The organism is Flavobacterium sp. ALD4, assembly GCF_002836475.1.
Lineage (GTDB): Bacteria > Bacteroidota > Bacteroidia > Flavobacteriales > Flavobacteriaceae > Flavobacterium.
On record NZ_PJBJ01000028.1, the window covers coordinates 110,071 to 132,555 of the forward strand.

19 protein-coding genes are annotated in these 22,485 nt (G+C 35.4%); 17 read left to right on the forward strand and 2 right to left on the reverse strand.

Features of this window, described 5'->3' with window-relative positions; genetic code table 11:
* Window positions 1-63: 63 nt before the first annotated feature.
* Window positions 64-429, forward strand: a complete 366-nt coding sequence (locus CXF59_RS06910) for a CoA-binding protein (RefSeq protein ID WP_101137098.1) — start codon at window positions 64-66, stop codon at window positions 427-429.
* A 134-nt stretch (window positions 430-563) separates the two neighbouring features.
* On the opposite strand, the gene CXF59_RS06915 is transcribed toward CXF59_RS06910, so the two are convergent.
* Window positions 564-2,072 (reverse strand): sodium:solute symporter, encoded by a 1,509-nt coding sequence (locus CXF59_RS06915; RefSeq protein ID WP_101137099.1) that lies wholly within the window; start codon window positions 2,070-2,072, stop codon window positions 564-566.
* Window positions 2,073-2,215: 143 nt separating this feature from the next.
* Here CXF59_RS06915 and recR point away from each other — a divergent pair, with 143 nt between their 5' ends.
* The 7 genes from recR to CXF59_RS06955 all read left to right on the forward strand — a co-directional run bounded on the left by recR (window position 2,216) and on the right by CXF59_RS06955 (window position 10,158).
* Window positions 2,216-2,836: a recombination mediator RecR gene (recR, locus tag CXF59_RS06920; RefSeq protein ID WP_101137100.1), complete on the forward strand. Its 621-nt coding sequence runs from the start codon at window positions 2,216-2,218 to the stop codon at window positions 2,834-2,836.
* Window positions 2,837-2,906: 70 nt separating this feature from the next.
* Window positions 2,907-3,698 (forward strand): polysaccharide biosynthesis/export family protein, encoded by a 792-nt coding sequence (locus CXF59_RS06925; protein ID WP_101137101.1) that lies wholly within the window; start codon window positions 2,907-2,909, stop codon window positions 3,696-3,698.
* Window positions 3,699-3,713: 15 nt separating this feature from the next.
* Window positions 3,714-6,182 (forward strand): polysaccharide biosynthesis tyrosine autokinase, encoded by a 2,469-nt coding sequence (locus tag CXF59_RS06930; RefSeq protein ID WP_101137102.1) that lies wholly within the window; start codon window positions 3,714-3,716, stop codon window positions 6,180-6,182.
* Window positions 6,183-6,207: 25 nt separating this feature from the next.
* Window positions 6,208-7,191 carry an SDR family oxidoreductase gene (locus CXF59_RS06935; RefSeq protein ID WP_101137103.1) on the forward strand — a complete coding sequence of 328 codons (984 nt, stop codon included), beginning with the start codon at window positions 6,208-6,210 and terminating at the stop codon, window positions 7,189-7,191.
* A 206-nt stretch (window positions 7,192-7,397) separates the two neighbouring features.
* Complete coding sequence (locus tag CXF59_RS06945) at window positions 7,398-7,772, forward strand: four helix bundle protein (protein WP_101137105.1); 375 nt, start codon at window positions 7,398-7,400, stop codon at window positions 7,770-7,772.
* 129 nt (window positions 7,773-7,901) lie between these two features.
* Window positions 7,902-9,293 carry a UDP-glucose 6-dehydrogenase gene (locus tag CXF59_RS06950; RefSeq protein WP_101137240.1) on the forward strand — a complete coding sequence of 464 codons (1,392 nt, stop codon included), beginning with the start codon at window positions 7,902-7,904 and terminating at the stop codon, window positions 9,291-9,293.
* Between the two features lie 400 nt (window positions 9,294-9,693).
* Window positions 9,694-10,158, forward strand: a complete 465-nt coding sequence (locus CXF59_RS06955; protein ID WP_101137106.1) for a UpxY family transcription antiterminator — start codon at window positions 9,694-9,696, stop codon at window positions 10,156-10,158.
* A gap of 1,254 nt (window positions 10,159-11,412) precedes the next feature.
* Here CXF59_RS06955 and CXF59_RS14930 read toward each other — a convergent pair.
* Entirely contained in the window at window positions 11,413-11,619 is a 207-nt protein-coding gene (locus tag CXF59_RS14930; protein WP_157824541.1) for a hypothetical protein, read from the reverse strand.
* Between the two features lie 359 nt (window positions 11,620-11,978).
* On the opposite strand from CXF59_RS14930, the gene CXF59_RS06970 reads away from it, so the two are divergent.
* The 9 genes from CXF59_RS06970 to glf all read left to right on the forward strand — a co-directional run bounded on the left by CXF59_RS06970 (window position 11,979) and on the right by glf (window position 22,485).
* Window positions 11,979-13,262: a nucleotide sugar dehydrogenase gene (locus CXF59_RS06970; RefSeq protein WP_198554646.1), complete on the forward strand. Its 1,284-nt coding sequence runs from the start codon at window positions 11,979-11,981 to the stop codon at window positions 13,260-13,262.
* Between the two features lie 31 nt (window positions 13,263-13,293).
* Window positions 13,294-13,758, forward strand: coding sequence for an adenylyltransferase/cytidyltransferase family protein (locus tag CXF59_RS06975; RefSeq protein WP_101137107.1), 465 nt, complete (start codon window positions 13,294-13,296; stop codon window positions 13,756-13,758).
* On the forward strand, window positions 13,748-14,755 hold the full coding sequence (locus tag CXF59_RS06980; protein ID WP_101137108.1) for a mannose-1-phosphate guanylyltransferase: 1,008 nt from the start codon (window positions 13,748-13,750) through the stop codon (window positions 14,753-14,755). The genes CXF59_RS06975 and CXF59_RS06980 overlap by 11 nt, the downstream gene beginning before the upstream one ends.
* 208 nt (window positions 14,756-14,963) lie before the next feature.
* On the forward strand, window positions 14,964-17,387 hold the full coding sequence (locus CXF59_RS06985; RefSeq protein WP_101137109.1) for an SLBB domain-containing protein: 2,424 nt from the start codon (window positions 14,964-14,966) through the stop codon (window positions 17,385-17,387).
* A 100-nt stretch (window positions 17,388-17,487) separates the two neighbouring features.
* Window positions 17,488-18,552, forward strand: a complete 1,065-nt coding sequence (locus tag CXF59_RS06990; RefSeq protein ID WP_101137110.1) for a Wzz/FepE/Etk N-terminal domain-containing protein — start codon at window positions 17,488-17,490, stop codon at window positions 18,550-18,552.
* A gap of 25 nt (window positions 18,553-18,577) precedes the next feature.
* Entirely contained in the window at window positions 18,578-18,997 is a 420-nt protein-coding gene (locus CXF59_RS06995) for an adenylyltransferase/cytidyltransferase family protein (RefSeq protein WP_101137242.1), read from the forward strand.
* Between the two features lie 125 nt (window positions 18,998-19,122).
* Window positions 19,123-20,139, forward strand: a complete 1,017-nt coding sequence (locus CXF59_RS07000; protein WP_101137111.1) for an NAD-dependent epimerase — start codon at window positions 19,123-19,125, stop codon at window positions 20,137-20,139.
* The gene (locus tag CXF59_RS07005) at window positions 20,129-21,403 is read left to right on the forward strand and encodes a flippase (protein WP_101137112.1); all 1,275 of its coding nucleotides are present in this window, start codon (window positions 20,129-20,131) and stop codon (window positions 21,401-21,403) included. The genes CXF59_RS07000 and CXF59_RS07005 overlap by 11 nt, the downstream gene beginning before the upstream one ends.
* Window positions 21,373-22,485, forward strand: a complete 1,113-nt coding sequence (gene glf / locus CXF59_RS07010; RefSeq protein WP_101137113.1) for a UDP-galactopyranose mutase — start codon at window positions 21,373-21,375, stop codon at window positions 22,483-22,485. The genes CXF59_RS07005 and glf overlap by 31 nt, the downstream gene beginning before the upstream one ends.

The following is a 22,485-nucleotide window of genomic DNA, read 5'->3' on the forward strand; positions in this document are numbered from 1 at the left end:
ATATTAATTTTAATTAAAACGGACTGTAGTATTTTTGTACTTTTACAAAAAATTAATAAAATAATGAAAAATAAAAAAACTTTAGTCCTTGGTGCGTCAGCAAAACCAGAGAAACATGCATACAAAGCGATTACTATGCTTGTGGAGAAAGGGCATTCTGTTCTTGCGATTGGTCAAAATGCAGGAGAAGTGGCCGGAATAAAAATTCAGACTAAAGCGATTCCTTTAAAAAACATCGATACAATTACTTTATATTTAAATCCTGCTCGTCAAAAAGATTATTACAATTACATAGTGGAAACGAAGCCAAAACGTGTGCTTTTTAATCCTGGGACTGAAAACCCGGAATTTTATCAACTTTTGGAGCTGAATAATATAAAATCAGAAGTTGCTTGTACATTGGTTCTATTAACTACAAATAGGTATTAGTACCATAATTTATTTTATCAGGTTTAAAGTATTCGAAAAGCCTTAGAAATAGATAATATTTTATTCATTTCGTCTCGTTTAAACTGCGGGACGGGATGCAATTACAAAATAGTTGGTGCTTGGCTTTGTGAAAATTAAAAGCGAGTTTCTTCCTTTGTTGGTTTGCTGATCAACAAAAGTCCTATAAAAGTGATTAGCCCGTTTATGATAATTAGTTCGTTATCGAATACATAGCCGAAAAACAATAGTTTTGAATTTTCGCTAAGTAGAAAAGTTAGAGCAGGAGACAATAAACAGATGAGAGGTACAAATTGATCCTTAACTGTTTTTGTTTTCATAAATAAACCAAAACCATACAATCCTAATAATGGTCCGTAGGTATAGGAAGCGATCCTGAAAATCATCCCTACTACAGAGCTGTCATTGACAGCATTGAAAAATACTATCACTAAAAACATTAGAAAGCAAAAGCCAAGATGAGTAAAATGTCTTGCTCTTACTGCAGTGGGCTTGTTCCTGTTTTCGGTTTTATCCATACCTAGAAAATCGACACAAAAGGAAGTGGTTAGTGCCGTTAAGGCAGAGTCCGTTGTAGCAAAAGTAGCGGCCGTCAATCCCAGTAAGAAGATGACTGACGGAATGAGGGTTAAGTGATGAAAGGCGATTTCAGGAAAAAGCAAGTCGGTTCGTGGTTTTCCGGTGACCAAATCAGTTGGGACTTCAATTCCATTTTTTGCAGCATAAATATAAAGTAAGGCACCTACACTTAAAAAGAAGATATTAATCAGTACAAATATTCCGGTGAAAGCAAACATGTTCTTTTGGGCTTCGCCAATGGTTGCGCAGCTTAAATTCTTTTGCATTAAGTCCTGATCTAATCCCACCATGGCAATCGTCACGAAAATCCCGCCCAGAATCTGTTTTACAAAGTGAAATTTACTGGATAGAAAATCTTCGAAGAAAAATATCTTAGAATAGTTACTGTTTTTAACGGCTTCAAAAGATTCAATTATATTGAGGTTTAAGCTTTGGCAAATAAAATAAATAGTCAGAAAAACAGAAGTGATTAAGAAAAACGTCTGTAAAGTATCAGTGATGATGATGGTTTTTAATCCTCCGCGGTAGGTATAAGCAAAGATCAAAGCTAATGAAATCAATACCGTAGTAGCAAAGGGGATTCCGTAAAAATCAAATACAAAACGTTGCAATACAATCACAACAAGATACAATCTAAATGCAGATCCAATGGTGCGGCTTATTAAGAAAATTGTAGCGGCAGTTTTATAAGAATAGGTTCCCAGACGACGTTCTATATATCCATAAATAGAAGTCAAGTTCATCCGGTAGTATAAAGGCAATAGTACTTTAGCAATGAATATAAAACCTATTGCATTTCCAAGAACAAACTGAAAATACTTGAATTGTTCTCCACTAGGCGCTCCCACTTCTCCTGGAACCGAAATAAAAGTCACCCCAGAAAGTGCTGTTCCTATCATCCCGAAAGCGACCAAATACCATTTAGAGTTTTTGTTTGCTTTAAAGAAAGCATCATTTCCGCTGTCTTTTTTACTGGTGAAATGAGAAATAGCAAATAATATTCCAAAGTAGATAACGATAAGGGATAGAATGGCGAAGGGTGTCATTTTTTGGATTTTGAAAGGCCAAAATACAAATTTTTAGGGAATCCTTTATTTGATCCTTCTTTTATTTGAACGGATATGAATTTATAGTAGGGATTAGGTAAATAACCATTTAAACAAATAAACAAATTACTACATTTGCACTTATGGAATTCTCTTCAAAATTAATAGAAAAAGCAGTCAACGAAATATCTCAATTACCGGGAATAGGAAAGAGAAGTGCCTTGCGCCTGGTGTTGCATTTATTGAAACAACCCAAAGAGCAAACTGGTTTTTTGGCTCAAGCATTGGTAAACATGCGTGAAGATATTAAGTATTGCACGAACTGTCATAACATTTCAGACAGTGCTGTTTGTGAAATCTGTGCCAATAAAAACAGGAATCATCAAATTGTCTGTGTGGTGGAAGATATTCGCGATGTTATGGCAATCGAAAACACGGGGCAATTCAGAGGAGTTTATCACGTTTTAGGTGGTAAGATATCTCCTATTGACGGAGTAGGTCCAAGTCAGTTGAGAATTGTAACATTGGTAGATAAGGTAAAGGCTGGCAGTGTAAATGAAGTTATTTTTGCTTTAAGCTCAACAATGGAAGGCGATACCACTAATTTTTACATCTATAAACAGATAGCAGATGCTGATATTGTGATTTCTACTATTGCACGCGGAATTGCCGTAGGAGATGAATTAGAATATGCAGACGAAGTTACTTTAGGAAGAAGCATATTGCAGCGCGTACCCTTTGAAAAATCTTTCAAAAACAATTAATTGTCTTAATAAATAACTAAACTTTTGATATAGTAAATGAAAAGCTATATTTGTTATATAAAATATAAAAATGAACAAGCATATATTCTATTTATTACTTAGTATTAGTGTGTTATTTACTTCATGTATTCCTACCCAGGATTTAATTTACTTGCAAAAAAAAGATAATTCTCAAACAGAAATGGCCGTTTCGGCTATCGTGGCAAAACCGTATAGATTACAAACTAACGACGTCTTGAGTATTAGCATCAAGGCTATTGATCCAAAATTGGTCGCTATTTTCAGTACCACAAATGAGGGAGATGCCGGAAAATCAGTTGCTGGATTGTATTTTGATGGATTTACGGTTGATGATCACGGGAATATCAGAATGCCTGTTTTGGGAGAACTGAATGTAATTGGTTTTACTTTGGATGAAATAAGAGTTAAAATTGAAAAGCAATTGTCAGCTGAATATTTTAAAAAGGAAGCTAATATTTTTGTTATTGTAAAATTGGCAGGCTTCAAGTATACCATTAATGGCGAAATAGGAAGTACTGGAACCAAAACTTTATTTCAGGAACATGTGACTATCATGGAGGCCATCGCAAACGCCGGAGATATCACTATAACTGGAAATAGAAAAGCGGTTACCATTATCAGAAATTCGCCAACGGGAGTGCAAATGCATGACCTTGACCTTACGGATATTAATGTAATGAATTCGCCTTATTTTTATTTACAACCTAATGATTATATTTATATCAAACCACTCAAACAAAAAACGTGGGGTACGGGTAAAACCGGTATAGAGTCTTTTGGTACTATTACTACATTATTTTCAGTGGCAACGACAATCTTCTTTTTACTATTTAAAAATTAAAACAGAGATTAAAAAATGTTAGATATAAAAGATTTTTCAATTTTTGAAGACCAGGTTAGTTTTGACTTTAAAGGGTTTTTAATAAAAATCGGAAGTTACTGGAAGTGGTTTTTATTAAGCTTAATCATCACCTTTACCATCGCCTATCAGGTGAACATTCGCAAGAGCAAAGTGTATAGCATGGAGACGCTAATTTCTGTAAAGGAAGAAAGCAATCCGCTGTTTACCTCAAATACTAGTCTTGTTTTTAATTGGGGCGGTACTTCTGACCAGGTGCAAACCATTTCGACCACGATACAGTCGAGGTCCCATAACGAAATGGTAGTAGACAAACTGCAATACTATATTAATTATTTAGTTCAGGGTAAATATGCCCTTGAAGATGCCTATGGGGCAGTTCCGTTCTATGTTGAAATCGATAAGTCAAAAGGGCAGCTGGTAGGAAGTCTGATTGGAATTACTTTTGTTAGTGAAAGTGTTTATGAAATTAGAATTCCATTTGAAAGTCAAAATGCTTCATTAATTAGCTATTCAGATAATTCATATAGCAATACCGCTGTTGCAATAGGGGATTTCGTCAAGAGATATAAGGTTGGTGAGCGGGTGTCTTTACCGTTTTTGAATTGGAAATTACAAATAAATGACAACCCCGGGTTGTATAAAGGCAATGAATATTTTGTTTCGTTTAGTGATTTTAATGGGACAGTCGCGGGGTATAAAGGGATAAATGTCCGTTCAGATGATAAGGGAGGTTCCATAATCACACTTGGAATGCAGGGGGGCAATAAGGCAAGAATGGTTAAATACCTGAATTCGACCGTAGAAATGCTTATCAAAAGACAATTAGACAGTAAGAACCAATTTGCAACAAATACAATCGCTTTTATTGACAGTACGTTAATTGCGATGGAGTCACAGTTGAAAGAAACCGGAAATGAGCTAAAATCATTTAGGAAGGGCAAGAATATCTATGATATTGAAGACGGAGGGGCTAAGTTTTCTGATAAGATGCTCGAGTTTGATGTCAAGCGAGATGAAATAACCCGTAAAATAACATACTACAACTCTTTAAAGTCGTATCTGAAAAATAGCGTTGATTACTCGAAACTTCCGGCGCCATCAGTAGCGGGTATTGACGATCCTAATGTGGTGACTAATGTTTCCAAATTGATTTCGCTTTCAGGGCAAAGATCAGAAATGGCTTATGCCGTAAAAAGCGATAAGATATTTAAGGATTTTGATAATCAAATGGCGGCCGTTAAAAATGTATTGTTAGAAAATATTGCTTCAGCAAAATCTTCTTTAAAATATGACCTGGCATTGATTAACAACAAAATTAGTCAAACGGAAAGTACGATCAAGACACTTCCGGATGACCAGCAGGAATTAATAAAAATAAAGAGAAAGTATGATTTAAGCGACAATATCTACAACACTTTTCTTCAAAAAAGAAGTGAAGCCGATATTGTAAAAGCAGCAAATTTGTCTGATGTTCATTTTATCGATCCGGCAAAAGATGTGGGTGGCGGGCAAATCGGTCCAAGAACATCCGCTAATTATGTTTTGGCACTATTTTTAGGAATTCTGTTCCCGTTGTTGTTTGTGTTTTTTATTTTTTTTATTAATAATTCCATTCAAAACACGGACGAAATTGGAAAACTGACAAAAATTCCTTTAATCGGAGTGGTAGGTTTAAATAAAGAAATTTCGGACTTGGCTGTTTATGACAGGCCTAAATCAGCATTGTCCGAGTCCTTTAGGGCGATACGTTCTTCGCTTCAGTATTTGTATAAAAAGCAAAATGTAGGCGGTGCCAAAACATTGATGATAACATCATCTGTCAGTGGGGAAGGAAAGACATTCTGTTCCATAAATATCGCGACTGTTTTTGCGCTTAGCGAAAAAAAGACAGTTATTATAGGTTGTGATTTAAGGAAACCCAAATTATTTGACGAGTTTAATTTGTCTAATGAAGTGGGGATTGTCAACTATTTAATCAAGCAAAAAAGTTTGGAAGAAATTATCAATCATACTCAGATCCCTTATCTTGACGTGATCCTTTCCGGCCCTGTTCCTCCTAATCCGTCAGAAATGATTATGAGTGATGGAATGGGAGAATTGATTGAAGAATTAAAGAAAACGTACGATTATATCATTTTGGATACGCCTCCGGTGGGATTGGTTTCCGATGCTTTGGAACTATCCCAATATTCGGATGTTACTTTATACATTGTAAGGCAAAATTTTTCTAAAAAGGAAATGATCACTTTGCTGAACAATAGGGTAAGACGAGGGGAGCTAGACAATGCTAGTATTATTTTCAATGGTTTTGAAAATAAGGCTAAATATGGTGCCGGATATGGCTATGGTTACGGCTATGGTTACGGTTATGGCCCGTATTCAAACGGGTATACTGATGAGGATAAACCAAGAAATTTCTTTGATGCAATCAGTAGAAAATTGGGTGTTAAAAGGAAAAAATAACAGCAGGTTTTTTAAATTACTATAAATGAAAGAGGGAGTAAAAAGTAGAATATTAATTACAGGAGGAGCTGGATTTATTGGATCTAATCTTTGTGAGTATTTTTTATCTAAAGGACATGAAGTACTATGCCTGGATAATTTTGCTACGGGACACAGGCATAATTTAAAAGATTTTATTAATAATCCACATTTTAGGCTTATTGAAGGAGATATACGAAATTCTGTTGATTGCCAAAATGCGGTAAAAGACGTCGATTATGTTTTGCATCAGGCGGCGTTGGGTTCCGTGCCGCGTTCTATTAATGATCCGGTTACGACTAATGACGTAAATGTATCCGGTTTTTTGAATATGCTGGTAGCGTCTACGGATGCCAAAGTGAAGCGATTTGTGTATGCAGCTAGCTCTTCTACCTATGGAGATTCAGCTGGATTGCCAAAAGTGGAGGATGTGATTGGGAAACCGCTCTCTCCTTATGCGATAACAAAATATGTAAACGAACTGTATGCTGATATTTTTAGTAAAACATACGGCCTGGAAACAATAGGGTTGCGTTATTTTAATGTTTTTGGTCGAAAACAGGATCCTAATGGAGCCTATGCAGCGGTTATTCCAAAATTTGTGATGCAATTGATGAATCATAAAACGATTACCATCAACGGAGACGGAAATTATTCACGCGATTTCACTTACATTGAAAATGTCATTCAGATGAACGAATTAGCAATGACTACAGAAAACCCGTCGGCGGTAAATACGGTGTATAATACTGCTTTTGGAGATAGAAATACCTTAAATGATTTGGTGAATTATTTGAAAGAAGATTTAGCAAAATATGATCCTGCGATAGCGGATGCTGAAGTGTCCTATGGTCCAAATAGAGCAGGAGATATTCCGCATTCTTTGGCCAGTATTGCTAAAGCAAAAGAGTTGTTGGGCTATAATCCGCAATTTTCCTTACAGCAAGGATTGAAAGTAGCGATTGATTGGTATTGGAGTAATTTAAAGTAGATCGTTGTTGGTTAACTGTTATGATTTATGTTTGGTCAGTTATGGGTTATCCGTTAGTATATGTTGAGTTAAAGGATGGAGAATTATTTCCATTAGAGCAAAGATAACAAGGCACAAAGTGCCGAAAACCGAAAACCGAAAACCGAAAACCGAAAACCGAAAACCGAAAACCGAAAACCGAAAACCGAAAACCGAAAACTGAAAATATGAAAAGTTACAAAGATTTAGATATATACACGTTAGCGTTATCTTTATTTTTCAGAACGCATCATGTTTCATTAAGGTTGCCAAAGTATGAATTATACGAATTAGGGAGCCAAATTAGGAGGTCTTCTGATTCTGTGGTAACTAATATTGTAGAGGGATACGGAAGAAAACGATATAAGATGGACTTTATCAAGTTTTTAACGTATTCTCATGCGAGTAATTTGGAAACAATTTGCCATATAGAAAAATTAATAGTGCTTTACCCAGACCTATTGAGTGAAATGATTGTTCTTCAAAAAGAGTACGATATCTTGGGTGCAAAATTGTTTTCTTTTTTACGTTATGTTGAAAATAATTGGAATAAATTTGAATAGAGAGTTTTCTTTTGATTGTTATGAGTTATTTATAGATAAGCTATAGGATTGACTTTTACCTCTAACCGACAACAGAAAACCGACAACAGAAAACCGACAGCAGAGAACAGAAAACAGAAAATAAAAGAAATGAAAATTACAAAAATTTGTTGCATTGGAGCAGGATATGTAGGTGGACCTACAATGGCCGTTATAGCACAAAAATGCCCAAAGATCGAAGTTACAGTTGTTGACTTAAATGCAGAACGAATTGCCGCTTGGAACGATGAGGATTTGGATAATATTCCTATTTACGAACCGGGATTGGATAAAATTGTTGGAGAAGCAAGGGGAAGAAACTTATTCTTTTCTACCGATGTTGAAAAAGCAATTGACGAGGCCCAAGTTATTTTTATCTCAGTTAATACGCCCACCAAAACGTATGGGAAAGGAAAAGGTATGGCAGCCGATTTAAAGTACATCGAATTATGCGCCAGGCAAATTGCCAAGATTGCCAAAGACGATAAAATTGTAGTTGAAAAATCAACGCTACCGGTGCGAACTGCAGAGGCCATCAAAAGTATTTTAGATAATACTGGTAATGGGGTGCAGTTTCAGATTCTTTCTAACCCAGAATTTTTGGCTGAAGGAACTGCGGTGCAAGATTTGTTAAACCCGGATCGAATATTAATTGGAGGGGATGCTACTGAGGAAGGACAAAAAGCAATACAAGCACTTGTTGACGTGTATGCCAATTGGGTGCCTTTGGATAAAATATTAACTACAAACGTTTGGTCATCAGAATTGTCAAAATTGACCGCCAATGCATTTTTGGCACAAAGAATCTCTTCCGTAAATGCAATGTCAGAACTTTGTGAGAAAACGGGCGCCGATGTGAATGAAGTGGCAAAAGCCATTGGTATGGACAGCAGGATAGGGGCTAAATTCCTTAAAGCTTCTGTTGGTTTTGGAGGCTCTTGTTTTCAAAAAGATATTCTGAATTTGGTTTATATTGCAAAATCCTATGGATTGCAAGAAGTGGCTGATTATTGGGAACAGGTGATTATTATGAACGACCACCAAAAAAGACGTTTTTCCAATAAAATAGTGCAAACCTTATATAATACGGTAGCTGACAAAAAAATTGCTTTTTTGGGATGGGCTTTCAAAAAAGACACCAACGACACCAGAGAATCAGCAGCGATTTATGTTGCAGATGATTTGATCAATGAGCAGGCGCAAATTGCTGTGTATGACCCCAAAGTGTCTGCCAAAAAAGTTTTAGCCGACCTAGATAATCTCGAAACCCGAACCACAGAAAAAAACAGGGCTTGCTTGACTTCGTTTGCCGATCCATATGAAGCCTGCGCAAATGCGCATGCCATAGCCGTGCTGACCGAATGGGATGAGTTCGTGCAGTACGATTGGCAAAAAATATATGATTCCATGCAGAAGCCAGCTTTTGTTTTTGACGGAAGAAATATTTTAGATCGTTCTCAAATGGAAGCTATCGGGTTTGTATATCAGGCCATAGGTTCTTAGATTTAATGCTAACTTCCCTCTTGAAAGGGGTAGGGGGTGTGTTTTTTTTTAGCACTGCTTTTCAGTACATTAATAAAAAAGTCAATGTTAGTTGAATAATGATTTGCGTTGGAAAATCATGGAGAAGTATCGAGATCAGTTGGGTGCGTAAGAGGTTCTCTATACAATTATAGGTTATTAAAACTAGCGTTTGAATAACCTATAATCACTCGAAGTGACGCGGGAGAAAAAATGTATTGAGAACCATTTTTGATTTTAGTTTTTAAGTATTCAAGATAATTCGCCGCGGCGAATTACCCGAACTGACCAAAAACTAATTAGACCCAAAGCATTAAATTAATACAGCCAACTGGCTAACAATAGTAACGGGATTTATTATTCCAAAAAATAAAATTGCGAAATGAACTGGTATGTAGTTTACACAAAACCGAAATGGGAAAAAAAAGTAGCCGAGCAGTTAACTCAGTTCGGTGTTGAATGTTATTGTCCGCTGATCACAGTAGTGCGTCAATGGTCAGACCGAAAGAAAAAAGTGGAAGTGCCTCTTTTTAATTCCTATGTATTCGTTCAGCTGGAAGAAAAGGATAGAAACTTGGTGTTTCAATCGGCAGGAGCGGTGCGTTATTTATTTTGGTTGGGGAAACCTGCCATTGTTCGTGATGAAGAAATCAATACTATTAAAGACTGGCTTAGCACGCCAGATCAATGCGATGTTTCATTAGCTGCCTTTCAAATCGGGGATAAAATCATATTGGAATCTGGGCCCTTCATAGCGCAGGAGGCTACTGTGCAAGAAATCAAAAACACCCATTATGTTCTAGTTTTGGAATCAATGGGCTGTACCTTAAAAATGAATTTTAAATAATCTTCTCTGTTCTTTTCTTGAAAAGCTGCTTGTTAATCTATTTACCCACAAACTCCCGATTTGCGTCAGTTCGAGTTGAGCAATGATTTGCGCTAGAAAATCATTGCGAAGTATCGAGAACAGTTGAGTACTTAAAACTTCTCGATACAATTATACGATATTAAAACTAACGTTTAAATAGGTGTAACCACTCGAAGTGACGGCAGTTGTTGCGATGTTTTATTAGAGCCTTTTCAAATCGGGGACAAAATCACCTTGGAATCTGGGCCCTTCATTTCGCAGGAGGCTACTGTGCAAGAAATCAAAAACACCAATTATGTTCTGGTTTTGGAATCAATGGGCTGTACCTTAAAAATGAATTTTAAATAATCTTCTCTATTCTTTTCTTGAAAAGCTGCTTGTTAATCTATTTACCCACAAAGTCCCGATTTGCGTCAGTTCGAGTTGAGCAATGATTTGTGCTAGAAAATCATTGCGAAGTATCGAGAACAGTTGAGTACTTAAAACTTCTCGATACAATTATAAGATATTAAAACTAACGTTTAAATAGGTATAACCACTCGAAGTGACGGCAGTTGTTGCGATGTTTCATTAGAGGCTTTTCAAATCGGGGATAAAATCAACTTGGAACCGGGCCCTTCATTTCGCAGGATGCTACCGTACAAGAAATCAAAAACACCCATTATGTTCTGGTTTTGGAATCAATGGGCTGTACCTTAAAAATGAATTTTAAATAATCTTCTCTGTTCTTTTCTTGAAAAGCTGCTTGTTAATCTATTTGCCCATAAACTCTCGATTTGTGTCAGTTCGAGTTGAGCAATGATTTGTGCTAGAAAATCATTGCGAAGTATCGAGAACCTTTGAGTACTTAAAACTTCTCGATACAGTTATACGATATTAAAACTAACGTTTAAATCGGTATAACCACTCGAAGTGACGGCAGTTGTTGCGATGTTTCATTAGAGGCTTTTCAAATCGGGACAAAATCATTCTGGAATCTGGGCCCTTCATTGCTCAGCAGGCTACTGTACAAGAAATCAAAAACACCTATTATGTTCTAGTTGTGGAATCAATGGGCTGTACCTTAAAAATGAATTTTAAATAATCTTCTCTGTTCTTTTCTTGAAGTGCCAGTTATTAACTATTTGGGCACAAACTCCCAATTTGCGTCAGTTCGAGTTGAGCAATGATTTGCGCTAGAAAATCATTGCGAAGTATCGAGAACAGTTGAGTACTTAAAACTTCTCGATATAATTATACGATATTAAAACTAACGTTTAAATAGGTATAACCACTCGAAGTGACGGTAGTTGTTGCGATGTTTTGTGATGGTCGGTTCGATTGTGTCAGCTTGATTGCATCAGTTCGTACTGTGTAATGATTTGAACTAGAAAACCATTGCGAAGTATAATGAATGGTTCTGTACTGATTTCTGCCTCTGTCAAAAGTAATCCTTAGCATAGTGCGATCATATTTAAATTGCTAAAGAGAACAATAATTAGTACATCTTTCTTACATAATTCACTCTAACTGAAATTTAGGCCCTCACCTAATTAGGTGATATTTTTGTCTAAAAAAAACCATTAAATCGGCCGCTGTTATCTGGTAATGAACGACTTATCTTTCCTGTGTTTGGACAGTGATTTTCGGATGTTTTATAAAGTTAAAAAGTTAGTGAAAAGAATAATTTAATGTCGCTATATTTGCAAGTTCAATGTTTTCCCACTTTATATCACATTCTTGTGGGTGGGAACTGCGTAGCGGTGGCGTACATTTAACAATATGCTCATAAAAATGTGCAAAGAATTACTTGAAGATAGATGATTTCAAACATAAAAATAGCGGTTTTGGGTCTGGGTTACGTTGGTTTGCCGTTGGCGCGACTTTTTGCTACAAAACATTCCGTAATTGGGTTTGATATTAATGAATCCCGAGTGGCAGAATTGAAATCATGCTATGATACGACACTTGAAATCGATTCAGTTTCCCTGTCTAAAGTATTGGTAGAAAAAACAAGTTCCGCAGTTGGATTGTATTGTACTTCTGTTTTAGAAGAGGTAGTTGATTGTAATTATTATGTGGTTACAGTTCCCACGCCAGTTGATAAAAATAATCGTCCGGACCTGACTCCTTTATATAAGTCGTCTGAAACAGTAGGGAAACTATTGAAAAAGGGAGATATTGTAATTTATGAATCCACGGTGTATCCGGGGGTGACCGAGGACGAATGTGTGCCTGTGCTGCAAAGAGTATCCGGTCTACAATTCAATGTTGATTTTTTTGTGGGATATTCACCAGAGAGAATAAACCCCGGAGACAAGGAACATACGATAGATAAGATTTTAAAGGTCACTTCAGGTTCAACGGCTGAAACAGGCCAAAAAGTAAATAAACTTTACCAATCCGTAATTACGGCCGGTACATATCTAGCGCCATCCATCAAAGTGGCCGAGGCGGCAAAGGTAATTGAGAATTCGCAACGTGATATAAACATTGCTTTTGTAAACGAATTGGCTAAAATATTTCAATTATTAGATATCGATACCCAGTCTGTTTTAGAAGCCGCGGGGACCAAATGGAATTTCCTGCCTTTTAAGCCGGGATTAGTTGGTGGACACTGCATAGGTGTCGACCCCTATTATTTGGCGCAAAAAGCACAAGAAATGGGGTATCATCCCGAAATCATTTTGGCAGGAAGACGCTTAAATGATAGTATGGGTGAATATGTCGCTTCCCAGATCGTTAAATTAATGATTAAGAAGGGTATTTCAGTCAATGGAGCCACGCTGTTGATGCTTGGAATCACTTTCAAAGAGAATTGCCCCGATGTTCGGAACACTAAAATTGTGGATGTGATCGCTGCCTTAAGTGATTACGGTATCACTGTTGTCATATACGACCCCTTGGCCAGTCCTGAAGCAGTCAAAAGAGAATATAAATTAGTTACCTTAAAAACGGTTCCAGATAGAAAATTTGACGCAGTGGTTCTGGCTGTGGCACATGCTGAATTTTTAGACATGGATTTGTCGAAATTGCAAAACACAATAAGCCTGTTGTATGATGTAAAGGGAGTTTTAGGTGATAATGTAGACGGAAGATTGTAGTTTTTTTTATTAAATAATAATACCCTAAATTATGAAAATAGGAATAACATTTAGTGCATTCGATTTACTTCATGCCGGACATGTTAAAATGTTAGAAGAAGCAAAAAGGCAATGTGATTATTTAATTGTAGCCTTACAAACGGATCCAACCTTAGACCGACCGGAGAAGAACAGACCTATACAATCTGTAGTAGAAAGATACATTCAATTGAAGGCCTGCTCGCACGTTGACGAAATTGTTCCTTATGCAACAGAACAGGACTTAGAAGATATTTTACGCGCTTTTAAATTAGATGTACGTATTATAGGCGATGAGTACAGGGAAAAGAACTTCACAGGACGCAGTTACTGCGAAGAAAAAGGAATTGAATTGTATTTCAATGGACGGGACCATCGTTTTTCAAGCAGCAGTTTGCGTAGAGGAGTTGCCGAAAGAGAATCAGAAAAGAATAGTATAGGGGGGTTAAAGCCTTTAAAGATAGATTATGATAAATAAGAATTCAATCACCCACGTTATCCTCACAGGAGGTGTAGGAAGCCGCTTATGGCCTTTGTCACGCAAAAGTCAACCAAAACAATACCTTGACATTTTTGACGGTAAATCATTATTTGAAATGACAGTAGATCGCAATCGCAATATAGCCGATAAAGTGATGGTTGTGGGAAATATTGACAACTGTCATTTGAGCAGAAATATTTTAGAAAAAACAAATACAGAATATATCGATATCATCGAGTCGACGCCGAGAAATACAGCTGCAGCAATCGCTTTTGCCGCTTTTGCCGCTGATCCAGACGATATTTTAACTGTCACGCCATCTGATCATATTATTGATGATATGGAAGCTTATGAAGCGGCAATTGAAGAAGCGGTAGAAAAAGCATCACAGGGATACGTCGTCACTTTTGGTATAGTGCCAACGAAGCCGGAAACGGGATATGGGTACATAGAGCGCAATGGGGATGACGTAATTTCTTTTAGGGAAAAACCCAACCAGGTTTCAGCCCGGGATTTCATCGCCAAAGGAAATTTTCTTTGGAACAGCGGTATGTTTTGCTTTAAAGCTGGCGTTTTATTAGAAGAATTGAAAGCTTTTCATCCTGAAGTCTACAATAAATCAAAATTGGTTTGGGAAAGTAATACAAATGGAAATCTAGATTTGGATTTATCCATGGATATTCCTTCCATCAGCATTGATTATGCGGTGATGGAACGAAGCAAAAAAATAAAAGTGGTGTCAGCACAATTCGCCTGGTCTGATTTGGGTTCTTTCGAATCCGTTTATGATTACTTAGTGACCATTGGCCATAAGGTCGATGAAAATGGAAATATGGTGATTGGTACAAACAATTATACCGCTTTCATAGGTGTTAAAAACACTATTTTCGTATCTACGGATACGGCCAATTTAATTTTGAAAAAAGAATTGTCACAGGATGTCAAAAGTTTGTACGGTAAATTAGAAAGAGAAAATCCAGAGTTGTTAGAATAATATTTAAGAAGTTGTTTAGTAACAATTCCTCACGGAATTATGACATTTATCAAAATTCTTTATAGGTAGGATGAAAATTATAGTGCTTTGAATTACAAAAAACAAAAAATAGTCAGTAAAAACCTTAAAAAATAGGGTTTGCTGCTGCGAAAGTGTTCGTATGATTTTATCGATGCGACTGTTTAGATTTAAAAAATAATAGATGATTATGAGAAGAATAATTTTTGCTTTCGTTTTTTTTGCTGCTTTTTTGATGTCACATCATGCAGTAGCTCAAGATTTATTAAAATCTCAAGATTTAAGCACGGTTAATGTGGATTATCTTTCTGATGCTGATATAGCGAAAATCCAATCCCAACTTAAAAGCAATAATCTTACTATAGAGCAGGCTGAGCCCATGTTACTCGCTAAAGGGATGAGTGCTAGTGATTTTTCGAAATTAAAAAGTAAAATCACATCAAATACGGCACAGCCGAAACTAGAAAGTAATACTAAAAAAGATGGGATTGCAAAAGAGGATTTTGGACGTAAGCAACTGGAAGTTGTTAATGTTAAAGTGAAAGACAGTCTCAATGCCTTGGTTTTTGGATCTGAACTGTTTGATAATCCTACTCTTGATTTCGCACCTAATTTACAACTGGCTACTCCTGTTAATTATGTTCTAGGAGCAGGAGATCAATTGCAAATAAGTGTTTATGGAGTACAACAATACAATGCCAATATTCCTGTAACTGTTGAAGGAAACATTTCTCTTGACTACGTAGGACAACTTTCAATTGCTGGAATGACAATAGAGGCTGCATCACAAAAAATAAAAGCAGCTCTTTCTGGAGTTTATAGCACTGTGTCTTCGGGGCAATCAAAAGTGAGTATAACATTAAGCCAGATACGGACGATTCAAATCACCATAATTGGAGCAAAACAACCGGGTAATTATTCTGTTTCTTCTTTGGCAACAGTATACAATGCTTTGCATTTAGCAGGTGGTCCTGCCAAAAATGGTAGTTACCGGGCTATAGAATTGATTCGAAATAACAAAGTATATAAATATGTTGACATCTATGATTTCTTAGTAATAGGAGATCAATCAGCAAATGTGAATTTGAAAGACAATGATGTGATTCGTATCCCAGCTTATTCAAATCGGGTAACTGTGGAAGGGGCAGTGAAGCGGCCAGGTATTTTTGAAATGAAAACAGGAGAGAGTTTTAGTTCTCTTTTATTATTTGCTTCTGGCTTCAATGAATCCGCGTACACAGCTGCAGTTAATGTGATACAAAAAACAGCTAAAGAATTTAAAGTAAAAGATATCAAGCAAGATGAATTTAATAGCTACTTACCACAATCAGGAGATTTGTTTAGAGTCGCCAAGATATTAAATCGATTTGAAAACCGAATCAAAATTGACGGGGCCGTTTTTAGACCGGATACCTACTCCTTTTATGAAGGCATGCGTGTTTCTGATTTGATTGCCAAAGCGGAAGGTTTAAAAGAAGATGCCTATAGCAAAAGAGCGAGAATCATCCGGCTGAAATCTGATTTGACAATAGAAATTGTTAACATCAATCTGGAGAAAGTCTCAAGAGGAGATCTCGAAGCGGATATTCCATTGAATAAAGAAGACGTAGTAACGGTTTATTCCATTTTGGATTTTGTGGAGGAATATAAAATTACGATAGATGGTGAAATTAAAAATCCGGGAGTATATGTATATTATGAGGGTTTGACCTTGAATGACTTGTTCGTTCAGGCAGGTGGTTTGACCGGTTCTGCCTCAAAAAGGGTGGAAGTGGCCAGGATGATCATGTCTGAAGATATTGACGAGGCCAATCCGAATAAGGCTGAATTGTTCAATATTGAAATCACTCCTGATAATAATGAACAATCGAAGAATTTTTCATTGTTTCCATTTGATGTGATAAATATCCGAAAGATGGCGGTGTATGAAAAACCAGAGATGGTGACAATTAGTGGTGCAGTAAATTATGCCGGAAAATATGTTTTGGCCAGCAAGAAAGCGAAAGTTTTTGACATTGTGAAAAGAGCAGGAGGTTTGACTTCAGTAGCAAATTTAGAAGGTGTTAAGATAAAAAGACCGATAAAATTGAAACAAATTGAAGATGTTGAAAGTATAGATTTGAATTTGGGTACAAATGATAGTATTCAAAATAAATTGGAGAAAAAATTAAAAGAAAAGTTGAAATTTGCGATTATACCTGTGGATTGGAAGTCTATTGTTAATGGCCATGATAGTAATACCAACGTAACTCTTTTGCCTGGTGATGAGATTGAAGTGGCGACTTTCAATGAAGGGGTTAAAGTAACAGGGAATGTTTTGTTGACTTCGGAGATTCCTTATGATAAAGGCAAAGGGTTTACATATTATTTGGATGCCGTTGGAGGCATTGATGCCAAAGGCTGGAAGAAAAAAGCGTACATTATTTACCCCAATGGTAAGGCGGATGTGACTAAATCATTCTTATTTTTTAGGAATTATCCAAGAGTTACTGCAGGTTCGCAAATTATTGTTCCCGAAAAACCTGAAGTTAAAAAGATGAGTACGGGAGAATTTGTTAGTATTGCAGGAGTTTTGGCAAGTTTAGCAGGTGTTATTATCGCGATACTGAGGTAAAGTAGTGAATAGTGAGGAGTTTTTATAATCCGGTAACCTATTTTCGTAGATGTCGAAAAATGAATTTAGTTTTCCGAACGAAGAATGAACATATAAGAATATGAATGAACAGAGCCCAAATGACGAAATATCTCTAAAAGAGTTAGTCGAAAAAGGAAAAGAATGGTATTCATACCTGCTAGCGCAATGGAAAGCCATTTTATTGGCAGGAATAATAGGAGCCGCTTTAGGATTGACTTATTCTTTTAGTAAAAAACCGGTTTATACGGCTACTTTGTCTTTTGCATTGGAAGACGAAAAATCTGGAGGATTAGGTGGCGCTTTGGGTCTCGCCAGTTCGTTTGGGATAGACCTTGGCGGTGGTGGTGGAGGAAGTATCTTTACCGGAAGCAATTTGACGGAACTGTTTAAATCGCGTTCGATGGTGGAACAAACTTTATTAAGCCCCGTTGTTGTGCATGGAAAAACAGTTTCTTTGGCCGAAATGTATATTCTAAATAAAGAGTGGCGTGAAAGCTGGAATGATATTCCTAAATACAAAAGCATTCAGTTTTTGCCCAATGCGGATCGAAAAAGCTTTACAAGAGTTCATGACAGTATATTGGGCGTGATCTATACGGACTTATCAAAAAATGGTTTAGCAGTTGGTCAAAAAGACAAGAAAGTGGCTGTTATTAGTATTGACGTAGCGTCTACAAACGAACTGTTTTCTAAATATTTTACCGAAGCCTTGGTTAAAGAAGTGTCTGATTTTTATGTTGAAACAAAAAGCAAGAAGTCGCGGGAGAACATGAATATCCTTAAGCGTCAGACAGATTCGATTAGAAAAGAATTAAACGGAGCTATTACTGGAGTAGCAGTAGCCAATGATAATACGTTTAGTTTGAATCCCGCACTCAATGTACGTCGCACGCCTTCAGCCAGAAGACAAGTTGATGTGCAAGCGAATACCGCGATTTTGACTGAATTAGTAAAGCAAACGGAATTAGCCAAAGTCACTTTACGTAAGGAAACGCCATTAATTCAGATTATCGATAGACCTATTTTACCTTTGAAGAAAGACCAATTAGGAATGGTAAAAGGGATTGTGTTAGGTGGGTTTTTAATGGGGTTTTTGATGTTGGTAATTGTGGTGATTAGACGGTTTTTTAAACAAATTATTTAATAGGATTAGAGGTATGGATAATAATATAAAAACAGGAATTACTTTTAGTGCTTTTGATTTATTGCACGCAGGACATATCAAAATGTTAGAAGAAGCCAAACGGCACTGTGATTACTTGATTGTGGGTTTACAAACAGACCCAACTTTAGATCGTCCAGAAAAGAATAAACCTACACAATCAGTGGTAGAACGCTATATTCAGCTAAAAGCCTGTATTCATATCGATGAAATTGTGCCTTATGCAACAGAACAGGATTTGGAAGACATTTTGCGTTCCTTTAAGCTAGATGTTCGTATTGTAGGAGACGAATACAAAGAGAGTAATTTTACGGGTAGATTGTACTGTGAAGAAAAAGGAATTGAATTGTATTTTAATAAAAGAGATCATCGGTTTTCGAGTAGCGCTTTGAGGAAAGAAGTTGCGATAAAAGAATTAAAAAAATAATATTTTCTGTTTTCATGTTATTGTTTTTCGAGAACTTTAGAAAATAAAACTATATTCTAATTATCAATTAATAATATAGTTTTTTTGGTATATAATACTGTTAATTATTTAATTAGAAAGAAAGTATGAAAATATTAGTTACGGGCGCTGCGGGATTTATTGGCTTCCATTTAGTTGAATCTTTAATAAGAAATGGGAATGATGTAGTAGGGATTGACAACATTAATGATTATTATGATGTTAATTTAAAATATTCGCGTTTAGAAGAGTCTGGGATTAATCGTGGTCTAATTTCGGAAAATAAAGAGCTTGTGCAGAGTGATATTTACCCTAAATATCGTTTTGCAAAAATAGATATTACTGATTTAGAACGGTTAGTGAAGTTGTTTGAAAAAGAAAAATTTACTCATGTTGTGAATTTAGCTGCTCAGGCTGGTGTTCGCTATTCGTTGCTGAACCCTCATGCTTATGTTCTATCTAATATAGTAGGTTTTGTTAATTTATTAGAATGTTGTCGTCATAATAAAATAGAGCATTTTTTGTATGCTTCTAGTTCTTCTGTTTATGGAGCTAATGCGAAAATTCCCTTTTCAGAAGAAGATAGAGTTGATCACCCAGTTAGTTTATACGCTGCTACTAAAAAAAGTAATGAATTAATGGCCTATTCTTATAGTCATTTATATGATTTGCCTACTACAGGCTTGCGTTTTTTTACCGTTTATGGTCCGTGGGGAAGACCGGATATGGCTCCCATGCTTTTTGCTGATGCAATACTAAAAGGGGAAGCAATTAAGATTTTTAATAATGGAGAGATGCAACGGGACTTTACATATATAGATGATATAGTGGAAGGAATTGTACGTAGCTTGACTGTATTGTCCGTAAAAACACCAAAAGCAGCTATTTTTAACATAGGTAATTCTAAACCAGTTCCATTAATGGATTTTATCTCAATTATGGAAGATTGTTTGGGTAAAAAAGCAATAAAGCAGTATTTGCCAATGCAAGATGGCGATGTGAAAATCACTTATGCGGATACTTCGAATCTATCAAAAAGTATAAACTATCAGCCTCGCGTAGATTTATTAGAAGGTGTAACCAAGTTTTCTAATTGGTTCCTAAATTATCTTGATGATAAATAAAATTAAGAAAGCAATAGAGCAACAAAAAACATTAATTGCAAATTTTTCTTATTTGGCAATTCTTAATGTTTTTAATATGGTTTTGCCATTAATTACTTATCCTTATTTAATTAGAGTTTTAGGAAAGGAAACCTATGGTTTAGTTGTATTTGTTCAAGCTATTATTGCTTATTTATTGATAATTGTTAGTTTTGGATTTAATATTTCAGCAACTAAAGAAGTTAGTATTCATAGAGATAATAAAGAGAAGCTATCTGAAATTGTAAGTAGTATAATGATTATAAAATGTTGTTTATTTTTAATGACATTAGTAATTCTTTATTTTAGCATGTATTTTATTCCCCAGGCTAAAGATTATAAACTTCTATTTTATCTTTCAATGTGGATTTGTGTATATGAATTACTCTTTCCTATTTGGTATTTTCAGGGAATTGAAAAAATGAAGTATATTACGTATATAACCCTAATAAGTAGATTAATTTTCTTAGGATTAATTTTTGCTTTTATTCACACAGAAAATGATTATTTATATTTGCCTATAATTAATGGGATAGGGGCTATATTAGCAGGAGTTGTCTCTTTGTATATCATTTTTGTTAACCATCACATCTCATTCAAATTGCAACATATTTCTGTATTGAAATTTTACGTTAAAGAATCAATTCCAATTTTTTTATCCAATGTTTCTATTAAACTATATGTTAGTACAAACAAAGTGCTAGTAGGTGCTTTTTTAGGAATGAGTGAGGTTGCATATTATGATTTAGCGGAAAAAATTGTATCTGTATTAAAAGTCCCTCAAGTTATTTTGGGGCAAGCACTATTTCCGAAGATAAATAAGGATAAAGATGTTATTTTTGTTAGGAAAATTTTCTTCATTTCTGTAGGTGTAAACATTTTAATTTATATTGTCCTGTTGTTTTTCGCTGACTTTTTTATTTTGTTTTTGGGAGGGACGCAGATGATGCCAGCTAAGGTAGTATTGTTTATAATGGGATCTTCAATTCCAATTGTTGCCATTAGTAATATTTTTGGTATTCAATTGCTTGTTCCATTTGGTTTTATAAAAGAATTTAGTAAAGTGATTATTTCGTCAGGGATATTCTATTTTATTCAATTACTAATTTTATGGAATAGTTTTGGGTTTACTATAGAGTCGATATCAATTATTACTGTTACAACAGAACTGTTTGTAACATGTTATATGTATTTTTATTGTTTAAAATTTGAGTTATGGAAAAAAAATATGATTACCTCATCGTAGGATCAGGTCTTTACGGGAGTGTGTTTGCACACGAAATGACCAAGAAAGGTAAAAGATGTTTAGTTATAGACAAAAGAAGTCATTTGGGAGGAAATATCTACTGTGAAGAAAAAGAAGGTATAAATGTACATAAATATGGCGCTCATATTTTTCATACTAATGATAAAAATATTTGGGATTATGTAAATTCTTTTGTAGAATTTAATCGTTTCACAAACAGTCCAATGGCAAACTATAAAGGGAAATTGTATAATTTACCCTTTAATATGAACACATTTTATCAATTGTGGGGTACTAAAACGCCGGAAGAAGCACAAGCTAAAATTCAAGAACAAATAAAGGACTTAAATATCGTTGAGCCAAAGAATTTAGAGGAACAAGCACTATCATTGGTTGGGACTGATATTTATTATAAGTTAATTAAGGGGTATACCGAAAAGCAATGGGGTAGAAAAGCTACTGAACTTCCTGCATTTATTATCAAACGTCTACCGGTTCGTTTCACATTTGATAATAATTATTTTAAGGATAAATATCAGGGTATTCCAGAAGGAGGGTATAATAAATTGATTGATGGTTTATTAGAGGGAATCGAGACAATTACTGATGTAGATTATTTTAAAGACAAGCAAAGTTGGGATGACAAAGCTGAAAAAGTTGTGTTTACTGGCAGGATAGATGAGTACTATGGCTTTACTTTTGGAAAATTAAACTATAGAAGTTTAAATTTTGAACACACTACACTTGCTGTTGAAAATTATCAAGGAAATGCGGTTGTTAATTATAATGAATCGGAAGTTCCATACACTCGTATCATAGAGCACAAACATTTTGAATTTGGAACTCAAAAAAAGACTATTATTACTAAAGAATATCCTCAGGAATGGGATGAAAATAAAGAGCCATATTATCCAGTAAATGATGAAAAAAACGATACTATATTTAAGAATTATAAACATTTAGCTGAGAATGAAGAAAATGTGATTTTTGGTGGACGATTGGCAGAATATAGATATTATGATATGCACCAAGTTATAGCTTCTGCATTAAAAAGAGTTAATGTTGAATTTAATGAAGTATAG